The following is a 9296-nucleotide window of genomic DNA, read 5'->3' on the forward strand; positions in this document are numbered from 1 at the left end:
ATTTTAACAATTTTAACTAGAAAAGTCTATTTTTAATTTTAGTACTCTTTTTCTATCTTAATTCATTTTAAGATTTCTTTAAGTTTTCTATACTATTCTAAAGAACTCTATATTAATCGAGACCTAGAAATGTCAGATTAGAACTCAATTTTTCTAAATCCATGCTCTTGATACTAGTTTCTAGCTAGAGTGACCTAGTATTTTTTTAAGAAAGTGCTAGATTATGATATAATAGAAAAGAATGAGTTTTTTAGAACAAACTAAAGGAGTATTAAAATGATCTACGCTGGAATTTTAGCAGGTGGAACTGGCACGCGCATGGGGATTAGTAATTTACCCAAACAATTTCTTGAGTTGGGCGATCGCCCAATCTTGATTCATACTATCGAAAAATTTGTTTTGGAACCAAGTATTGAAAAGATTGTAGTTGGAGTTCATGGTGACTGGGTTACACACGCAGAAGATTTAGTTGAAAAATTCCTACCACTCCACAAGGATCGTATTATCATCACCAAAGGTGGTGCGGATCGTAATTCTAGTATTGAAAAAATTATTGAAGCTATTGACGCTTACCGTCCACTGACAGCAGATGATATTGTGGTGACGCATGATTCAGTTCGTCCTTTCATCACTCTTCGAATGATTCAAGACAATATTGAACTTGCTAAAAACCATGATGCTGTTGATACTGTGGTTGAAGCAGTTGATACCATCGTTGAAAGTACAAATGGTCAGTTCATCACAGATATTCCAAACCGAGCCCATCTCTATCAAGGACAAACTCCCCAAACCTTCCGTTGTAAAGACTTTATTGATTTGTATGGTTCTTTATCAGCAGAAGAAAAAGGAATTTTGACAGATGCATGTAAAATCTTTGTCATTAAGGGTAAAGATGTTGCCTTGGCAAAAGGTGAATACTCAAATCTAAAAATCACAACAGTTACAGACTTGAAGATTGCTAAAAGCATGATTGAGAAAGACTAAAAACATGATTAATCAAATTTATCAACTGACAAAACCAAAGTTTATCAATATCAAATATCAAGAAGAGGAGATTGATCAAGAGAATCATATCCTTATTCGACCAAACTTTATGGCGGTTTGTCATGCGGATCAACGTTACTATCAAGGAAAACGTGATCCCAAAATATTATCTAAAAAGCTTCCAATGGCTATGATTCACGAGTCTTGTGGGACTGTTATTTCTGATCCCACAGGTACCTACAAAGTTGGCCAGAAGGTTGTCATGATTCCCAATCAACCACCTATGCAGAGTGATGAGGAATTTTATGAAAACTATATGACAGGAACTTATTTCTTGTCTAGTGGTTATGATGGCTTTATGCGAGAATTTGTTTCTTTACCTAAGGATCGTGTGGTAGCTTACGAGGACATCGAAGATACAGTAGCTGCAATTACTGAATTTGTCAGTGTGGGCATGCACGCTATGAATCGCTTCTTGACGGTTTCTCACAGCAGACGTCAGCGTATTGCAGTTATTGGAGATGGTAGTCTAGCCTTTGTAATGGCAAATATTATCAACTATACCTTGCCTGAAGCAGAGATTATTGTCATTGGCCGTCATTGGGAGAAACTTGAACTCTTCTCATTTGCGAATGAACGTTATATCACTGACAGTATTCCAGAAGACCTTAGTTTTGATCATGGTTTTGAATGTTGTGGTGGTGATGGTTGTGGACCTGCTATTAATGATCTCATTCGTTACATCAAACCACAGGGAACAATTTTGATGATGGGTGTTAGTGAGTACAAGGTAAATATCAATACTCGAGATTCCCTCGAAAAAGGTTTATTATTAGTAGGTTCTTCGCGTTCAGGACGAATTGACTTCGAAAAAGCTATCCAAATGATTGAGATTAAGAGATTTGCCAATCGTTTGAAAAATATCATTTATTTAGAAGAACCAGTCAGAGAAATCAAAGATATTCACCGAGTTTTTGCAACTGACTTAAATACCGCATTTAAGACAGTCTTTAAGTGGGAAGTCTAATGGAGGACGATTGTGGAAAAAAATATTAAGGAAAAACTTACCTCTTTACTATCAACTGATGAAGATATTCTGAGCGTTGAACAATTAGGTGGTATGACCAATCAAAACTATTTGGTCAAAACAAGCTCAAATCAGTATATCGTTAAGTTTTTCGGAAAAGGTACAGATAAATTAATCAACCGCCAGAATGAAAAGTTCAATCTTGAATTGTTGAAGGATTTGAAATTAGATGTAGAAAATTATCTTTTTGATATCGAAGCAGGTATCAAGGTCAATCAATACATCGAAAATGCAGAGACACTTGATTCAACTACCATTAAAACTAAATTTGAGAAGATAGCTCCAATTTTACAAACGATTCATGCTTCGGGTAAAGAATTAAAAGGAGAGTTTGCTCCTTTTGAGGAAATTAAAAAATATGAATCATTGATTCAAGGGGAGATTTCCTATCCGAACTATGAAGTTGTCAGAAAATCTGTATTTTCTCTGAAAGACCAACTTGAAGAAATTGGAATGGATAAGAAATCGTGTCATATTGATTTGGTCCCTGAAAACTTTATTGAAGGATCAGATGGACATCTTTATCTCATTGATTGGGAATATTCATCTATGAATGATCCTATGTGGGATTTGGCAGCCCTCTTCCTAGAATCTGAATTTACAAGTGCAGAGGAAGAAGACTTCCTAAGTCATTATGAGAGTGATAAGACTCCCGTTTCTAGAGAGAAAATTCGTATCTACAAAATATTGCAAGATATTATTTGGAGTCTCTGGACTATCTACAAAGAAGAAAATGGTGCAGATTTCGGAGATTATGGAATCTCTCGTTACAATAGAGCTGTGAAGGAATTGGATTATATGGGAGGTTCTAATGAAGGCTAAAAATGGAGTTTCTTTTGGGCTACTATCAGGTGTGTTCTGGGGATTAGGATTAACTATTAGTGCTTATATCTTTTCAATATTCACGGATTTATCGCCCTTTGTTGTAGCAGCAGCACACGATTTCCTAAGTATTTTTATCTTACTAGGATATCTTCTAGTTAAGGAAGGCAGAGTTCGTTTTTCAATCTTCTTGAACATTCGAAATGTCAGTGTTATCATCGGAGCTTTACTAGCCGGTCCGATTGGTATGCAGGCCAATCTCTATGCGGTTAAGTATATTGGAAGTTCATTAGCTTCGTCAGTCTCAGCTATTTATCCGGCAGTCTCAGTCTTGCTTGCCTTCTTCTTTTTGAAGCACAAGATTTCCAAAAATACAATTTTTGGTATCTTTCTAATCATTGCTGGGATTATTGCTCAGACCTATAAAGCAGAGCAAGTGAATTCTTTCTATATCGGAATTCTATGTGCTTTGATTTGTGCTTTTGCTTGGGGAAGTGAAAGTGTTCTAAGCTCCTTTGCTATGGAAAGTGACCTCAGCGAAATTGAAGCTCTCTTGATTCGTCAAGTTACATCCTTCTTGTCTTATCTTGTTATTGTGCTTTTCTCGCATCACTCATTTGCAGAAGTGGCAAATGGCCAATTGTTTGGTCTATTAATTGTCTTTGCAGCATTTAATATGATTTCTTATCTTGCCTACTATATGGCTATCAATCGATTGCAACCAGCAAAAGCAACTGGTTTAAATGTCAGTTATGTAGTTTGGACTGTCCTGTTTGCAGCAATGTTCTTGGGGACACCTCTGACTGTCTTGACCATTATAACTTCATTTGTTGTAATGGCTGGTGTTTATATTATCATTAAAGAATAAAGGAGAAAACGCGTGAAAGCGATCATCTTAGCAGCGGGATTGGGAACTCGTTTAAGACCTATGACAGAAAACACTCCCAAAGCCTTGGTACAAGTTAATCAAAAACCTTTGGTTGAATATCAAATTGAATTTTTAAAAGAACGTGGAATTGATGATATTATCATCGTTGTAGGTTATTTGAAAGAACAATTCGACTACCTCAAAGAGAAGTACGGCGTTCGCTTGGTCTTCAATGATAAGTACGCTGATTACAATAACTTCTATTCACTTTACCTAGTAAAAGAAGAGTTAGCGAACAGCTACGTTATTGATGCTGATAACTATCTTTTCAAAAATATGTTCCGCAATGACATCGAGCGTTCAACATACTTCAGCGTTTATCGTGAAGACTGTGACAATGAATGGTTCCTAGTTTACGGAGAAGATTATAAAGTTCAAGATATCATCGTTGATAGTAAGAATGGTCGCATCCTGAGTGGTGTGTCATTCTGGGATGCTCCAACAGCTGAGAAGATTGTAGGATTTATTAATCAAGCCTATGCAAGCGGCGAATTTGTAGATCTCTACTGGGACAACATGGTTAAAGATAATATCAAAGAACTGGATGTTTACGTAGAGGAATTGGAAGAAAACTCTATCTATGAAATCGATAGTGTAAAAGATTATCAAAAATTGGAGCAGATTCTTTCTTCACAAAAATAAGTAAACTAAAATACGTCTGACACCTTACCTATTTTTGCTTGACTTTTTAGGGTTGATACAGTATACTAGTAAAAATTTAACCTTTAAGGGAAGTCCAGAGAGGCTCACAAGGTGTCAGATAGAAAATAGATTACACAAACTTCGAATAAACAAAGTTTATTTGATTCTTTTCTGTAAGTATCTTACTGAAACCTTGCGATTGCAAGGTTTTACTTTTTCTGAACCCCTTAAAATTTAAGGAGGAAAAGTTATGAATCCAAATTGTAAAAAACGCATGGGTGCTATTCGCTTGGAAACCATGAAAGTAGTGTCTCAACAGGAAATCGCACCAGCGATCTTTGAACTAGTACTTCAAGGAGAAATGGTTGAAGCTATGAAAGCAGGCCAATTTCTTCATTTACGAGTTCCTGATGATGCTCATCTCTTGCGGCGTCCGATTTCAATCTCGTCTATAGATAAGGCTAATAAACAATGCCATCTTATTTATCGTATCGAAGGTTCTGGTACGGCAATTTTTTCAACCTTAAAAACAGGTGATAGCTTAGATGTTATGGGACCTCAGGGGAATGGTTTTGATTTATCTGATTTAGAGCAGCATAGTCGTGTTCTCTTAGTTGGTGGCGGAATTGGTGTGCCTCCTTTACTTGAAGTAGCTAAGCAACTGCATGAGCGTGGTGTAGATGTCACAACGGTTCTAGGATTTGCGACCAAAGATGCTGTTATTTTGGAAAATGAATTAGCCAAATATAGTCAAGTCTTTGTAACGACTGATGATGGTTCTTATAGAACCCAAGGTAATGTATCAGTAGTGATAAAGGAATTTGATAACGAATTCGATGCAATTTACTCATGCGGTGCACCTGGTATGATGAAATATATCAATCAAACCTTTTCCGACCATCCAAGAGCTTATCTATCTCTTGAATCCCGTATGGCCTGTGGTATGGGGGCTTGCTACGCTTGCGTCTTGAAAGTACCAAATAGTGAAACGGTTAGTCAACGTGTCTGTGAAGATGGGCCTGTATTTAAAACAGGAACAGTAGTTTTATAAGGAGAGTGTCATGACTACAAATCGATTACAAGTTTCTCTACCAGGCTTAGAATTAAAGAATCCTATCATTCCTGCATCAGGTTGTTTTGGCTTTGGTCAAGAATATGCCAAATACTATGATTTAGACCTTTTAGGCTCTATCATGATTAAGGCGACTACCCTAGAACCCAGGTTTGGAAATCCAACTCCACGAGTGGCAGAAACACCTGCAGGTATGCTCAATGCCATTGGCTTGCAGAATCCTGGTTTAGACGTCGTTCTCTCTGAGAAACTGCCTTGGCTTCAAAGAGAATACCCAAATCTTCCCATTATCGCCAATGTTGCTGGCTTTTCAAAACAAGAGTATGCAGCCGTATCTCATGGAATTTCTAAGGCAACTAATGTGAAAGCCATCGAGCTCAATATCTCTTGTCCTAACGTTGATCACGGTAATCATGGACTTTTAATTGGACAAGATCCTGAGTTGGCCTATGATGTGGTGAAGGCTGCCGTAGAAGCATCAGATGTGCCCGTTTACGTCAAATTAACCCCTAGTGTAACGGATATCGTGACTATTTCAAAAGCAGTAGAAGATGCTGGAGCTAGTGGTCTCACAATGATCAATACCCTTGTTGGGATGCGTTTTGACCTTAAAACCAGAAAGCCGATTATCGCCAATGGGACAGGAGGTATGTCTGGCCCAGCAGTATTTCCTGTAGCCCTAAAACTAATCCGTCAAGTAGCTCAAACAACTAAGCTTCCAATCATTGGGATGGGAGGAGTGGATTCAGCTGAAGCGGCCTTAGAAATGTATCTGGCAGGAGCCTCAGCAATCGGTGTCGGAACAGCCAACTTTACCAATCCCTATGCTTGTCCAGATATTATCGAAAATCTACCAAAAGTCATGGATAAGTACGGGATCGAAAGTCTAGAAATGTTGCGAAAAGAAGTCAGAGAAAGTTTGCTCTAAGTTTTATATGCTGAATTCAGTCTAAATTGTTTTGAAAGCGCCATTTTTCTGGTATAATAAATACTATGATTATTACAGTACCTATTAAAACAGAAAAAGATATTGCAACACCAGGACCAAACGTTCTTGTACTTGGTTATTTTGATGGAGTTCACCTTGGACATCAAAAATTATTTGATATAGCTTCTAACATTGCTGCTGAAAAGCGCCAAGGAGTAGCTCTAGTAACTTTTAACGAATCACCAAAGCTAACTCTGAATCAATACTCACCTGAACACTTATTGCATATTTTGAGTGCTAGTGAACGTGAACGTCGATTGAAGCGAGCTGGAGTTGAGAGCTTGTATTTGATGGATTTCACTAGTCGAGTAGCAAATATGACTGCAAAAGAATTCATTGATACCTACGTCAAGGAAGCAAAGGCAGATACGATTGTAGTTGGTTTTGACTATACTCTTGGTTCAGATAGAAAAACAGCTGAGGATTTAAAAGAACTCTTCCATGGTGAAGTGGTTGTTGTTCCACCAGTTGAGGACGAAAAGGGGAAAATTAGTTCAACGCGCATTCGCCAAGCCATTCTAGAAGGAGATGTAAAAGAGGCAGGCAAACTTCTGGGATTCCCTTTACCAACGAGAGGTGTAGTGGTTCACGGAAATGCTCGAGGTCGAACTATTGGCTTCCCAACAGCTAATCTAGTCAACTTGGATCGGACCTATATGCCAGCTGATGGTGTTTATGCTGTTGACGTTGAAATTCAAAGAAAAGTCTATCGTGGTATGGCGAGTCTAGGTAAAAATGAAACCTTTGATGGCGAAGAAGAGCGTTTTGAAGTTTATATCTTTGATTTTTCCGACGATATCTATGGGGAAACTGTAATCGTTTCCTGGTTGGACCGTATCCGTGATATGGTAAAATTTGATAGCGTTGATCAATTGGTTAAGCAACTAGAAGAAGATGAAAAGATAGCTAGACAGTAATATCAGAAATAGTAGAGTTTGGGATTTTCTCAAACTCTTTTTTAGATAGGGAATTAGCAATCTAAAAAATGTATTTTAAAAACTGACCAATTTTGATATAATTTAATTACCAAACTAAAGGAGACACTTATGTTTAAGGAAAAAAGAAATAAAGGATTTATTTCTGCCCTAGTCATTGCGCTGATTTTCTTGGCTTTGGCAGGATTGATGGGATTTTTGGGGAGTAAGCATAAAAATCCCACAAAAGAATTTGCCAGTGATAGTTATTCAGGAGTTGAAGTACGAATGCCGGTTTATGATATCTATCCAGAAGTGGTAGGGGAAGTTGAAGGCGGAAGTGTACTTTATCTTGTCCAATATAGTAAGGACGGAGATGGAAAATATGCAGTGATCGAAGCTAGCGAGAATGATGCCACAATTAAGAGTATCATGGAGCAAGCAGAGGCTGGAACGCTTTACGATCATCCAGCAACCATAATTGGAACTCAACTACAACCACTTGTTACCAAAAAGAATAAGTCAAGAAATAATCGTATTGTCGATTTATCAGGCTTTTTAAAGTCTATCCTTGAACCATCATCAGTTGTTTATCAAAATATGAATAGCAATCTTTATTTAAGTACGACTGAACATGCCAATGATGGCTGGATATTTATCATTGGGGTGATTTTCTTTGGGGGAACAGGAGTATTTTTAGTAGTAAGTGCCTTTCTTATTCGAAAAAAAACGATTGCTTCTCTGGAAGAAATTTATCAAGCCTATCCTGAATTGCAAGGAAACGTTGAAAATATGGCTGGTTTAGCAGAATTTTATGATGAAAATCTAAAAGTAATTCTCTATAAAAACCATCTCATCACTTACTATAAAGGAACGCAAGCTTTAGATCTAAGAGACGTAGACCATCTTTATCTTGTAGAAACGAAGATTAACAAGTCTTTGTTTTCGAAAAAAATTTATCAATTTTGTTATATCCGTAAGAATGGCAAGAAAAAACAAGATATGGTTTTGAAATCAACAAAAACAGTTCGAGATCAGCTTGAAGAACTTTGGAATCTTATTTCAAAAAATTACCCAGATATTCAACTTGGAGTTTAAAACTAAGGCATCGAATTTTCGATGCTTTTTTAATATTAATATAAGTAAATTACTATAAAATATCTTTTCTTTTTTCTTTGATTATTTTACGAAAACTGGTATAATAAGAAGTGGGATAAAAGTTTTATTTTCCTAAAATCCGAACATAAGGAGATAAAAAAATGTTTTTTAGACGTCAGGAAGGACGATATAGAGAAACAGACCGAGTAACGAGGTATAAATTGATCAAGTCAGGGAAACACTGGCTTCGAGCATCTACCTCTCTTTTTGGTTTGTTCAAGGTTCTTCGTGGTGGTATTGACACAGCTCAAGTTACAACAGAAGTCGTTGAAGATCGTGTTTCAACATCCCTAACTGGGCTTGATATCCTCAAGGGGATAGCTGCTGCGGGAACCGTCATAGGTGGAGGGATTGCGACTCAATCTCATGTCTATGCTAATGAACAGACTGCTGTTGAAAAAGTGGTTGAAGGTAAGGAAGTTCTCGCTAATGCGGAACAAGCTACCTTGGGAACAGTTGATCAAGATGATCAAGCAACACCAACTTCAGACACAACTTCTCAGTCATTAAGTGAGAGTGAATCTGCATCAGAATCAGCAAGTGCTTCAGTTTCAGCATCTGCTAGTACAAGTGCAAGTCAGTCAGCAAGCACATCAGCGTCTGAGTCTGCAAGTACCTCTGCTTCAGCATCTGCTAGTACAAGTGCAAGTCAGTCAGCAAGCACATCAGCGTCTGAGTCTGCAAGTACCTCTGCTTCAGCA

10 protein-coding genes are annotated in these 9296 nt (G+C 37.5%); all 10 read left to right on the plus strand.

Annotation, left to right across the window (positions count from 1 at the left end; translation table 11 throughout):
* The first annotated feature begins 276 nt into the window (after window positions 1–276).
* The gene (locus tag ACESOD_RS07980; RefSeq protein ID WP_373094863.1) at window positions 277–984 is read left to right on the plus strand and encodes an IspD/TarI family cytidylyltransferase; all 708 of its coding nucleotides are present in this window, start codon (window positions 277–279) and stop codon (window positions 982–984) included.
* 4 nt (window positions 985–988) lie between these two features.
* Entirely contained in the window at window positions 989–2011 is a 1023-nt protein-coding gene (locus ACESOD_RS07985; RefSeq protein WP_075228365.1) for a ribitol-5-phosphate dehydrogenase, read from the plus strand.
* A 12-nt stretch (window positions 2012–2023) separates the two neighbouring features.
* Window positions 2024–2893, plus strand: a complete 870-nt coding sequence (locus tag ACESOD_RS07990; protein WP_049508449.1) for a phosphotransferase family protein — start codon at window positions 2024–2026, stop codon at window positions 2891–2893.
* On the plus strand, window positions 2883–3761 hold the full coding sequence (locus ACESOD_RS07995) for a DMT family transporter (RefSeq protein ID WP_045615914.1): 879 nt from the start codon (window positions 2883–2885) through the stop codon (window positions 3759–3761). Before ACESOD_RS07990 ends, ACESOD_RS07995 begins: the two co-directional genes overlap by 11 nt.
* Window positions 3762–3773: 12 nt before the next feature.
* Window positions 3774–4463 (plus strand): sugar phosphate nucleotidyltransferase, encoded by a 690-nt coding sequence (locus tag ACESOD_RS08000; protein ID WP_373094867.1) that lies wholly within the window; start codon window positions 3774–3776, stop codon window positions 4461–4463.
* 250 nt (window positions 4464–4713) lie between these two features.
* A complete protein-coding gene (locus ACESOD_RS08005) occupies window positions 4714–5514 on the plus strand; it encodes a dihydroorotate dehydrogenase electron transfer subunit (RefSeq protein WP_373094870.1) in 801 nt (266 codons plus the stop codon).
* A 10-nt stretch (window positions 5515–5524) separates the two neighbouring features.
* Complete coding sequence (locus tag ACESOD_RS08010; RefSeq protein WP_373094873.1) at window positions 5525–6463, plus strand: dihydroorotate dehydrogenase; 939 nt, start codon at window positions 5525–5527, stop codon at window positions 6461–6463.
* A 65-nt stretch (window positions 6464–6528) separates the two neighbouring features.
* Window positions 6529–7440: a bifunctional riboflavin kinase/FAD synthetase gene (locus tag ACESOD_RS08015; protein WP_373094876.1), complete on the plus strand. Its 912-nt coding sequence runs from the start codon at window positions 6529–6531 to the stop codon at window positions 7438–7440.
* A 129-nt stretch (window positions 7441–7569) separates the two neighbouring features.
* On the plus strand, window positions 7570–8535 hold the full coding sequence (locus ACESOD_RS08020) for a hypothetical protein (RefSeq protein WP_373094879.1): 966 nt from the start codon (window positions 7570–7572) through the stop codon (window positions 8533–8535).
* 161 nt (window positions 8536–8696) lie between these two features.
* On the plus strand, window positions 8697–9296 hold a 600-nt coding region (locus ACESOD_RS08025; protein ID WP_373094881.1), incomplete at its 3' end, for an accessory Sec-dependent serine-rich glycoprotein adhesin.

The sequence above is a fragment of the Streptococcus oralis genome (assembly GCF_964238205.1).
GTDB lineage: Bacteria > Bacillota > Bacilli > Lactobacillales > Streptococcaceae > Streptococcus > Streptococcus oralis_CZ.

Excerpts from the sequence above, each read along its gene's own strand:
- ACESOD_RS08010 (WP_373094873.1), top strand. The coding sequence starts at position 5,525 with ATGACTACAAATCGATTACAAGTTTCTCTACCAGGCTTAGAATTAAAG.
- ACESOD_RS07985 (WP_075228365.1), top strand. The coding sequence starts at position 989 with ATGATTAATCAAATTTATCAACTGACAAAACCAAAGTTTATCAATATC.
- ACESOD_RS08020 (WP_373094879.1), top strand. The coding sequence starts at position 7,570 with ATGTTTAAGGAAAAAAGAAATAAAGGATTTATTTCTGCCCTAGTCATT.
- ACESOD_RS08005 (WP_373094870.1), top strand. The coding sequence starts at position 4,714 with ATGAATCCAAATTGTAAAAAACGCATGGGTGCTATTCGCTTGGAAACC.
- ACESOD_RS07980 (WP_373094863.1), top strand. The coding sequence starts at position 277 with ATGATCTACGCTGGAATTTTAGCAGGTGGAACTGGCACGCGCATGGGG.
- ACESOD_RS07995 (WP_045615914.1), top strand. The coding sequence starts at position 2,883 with ATGAAGGCTAAAAATGGAGTTTCTTTTGGGCTACTATCAGGTGTGTTC.
- ACESOD_RS08015 (WP_373094876.1), top strand. The coding sequence starts at position 6,529 with ATGATTATTACAGTACCTATTAAAACAGAAAAAGATATTGCAACACCA.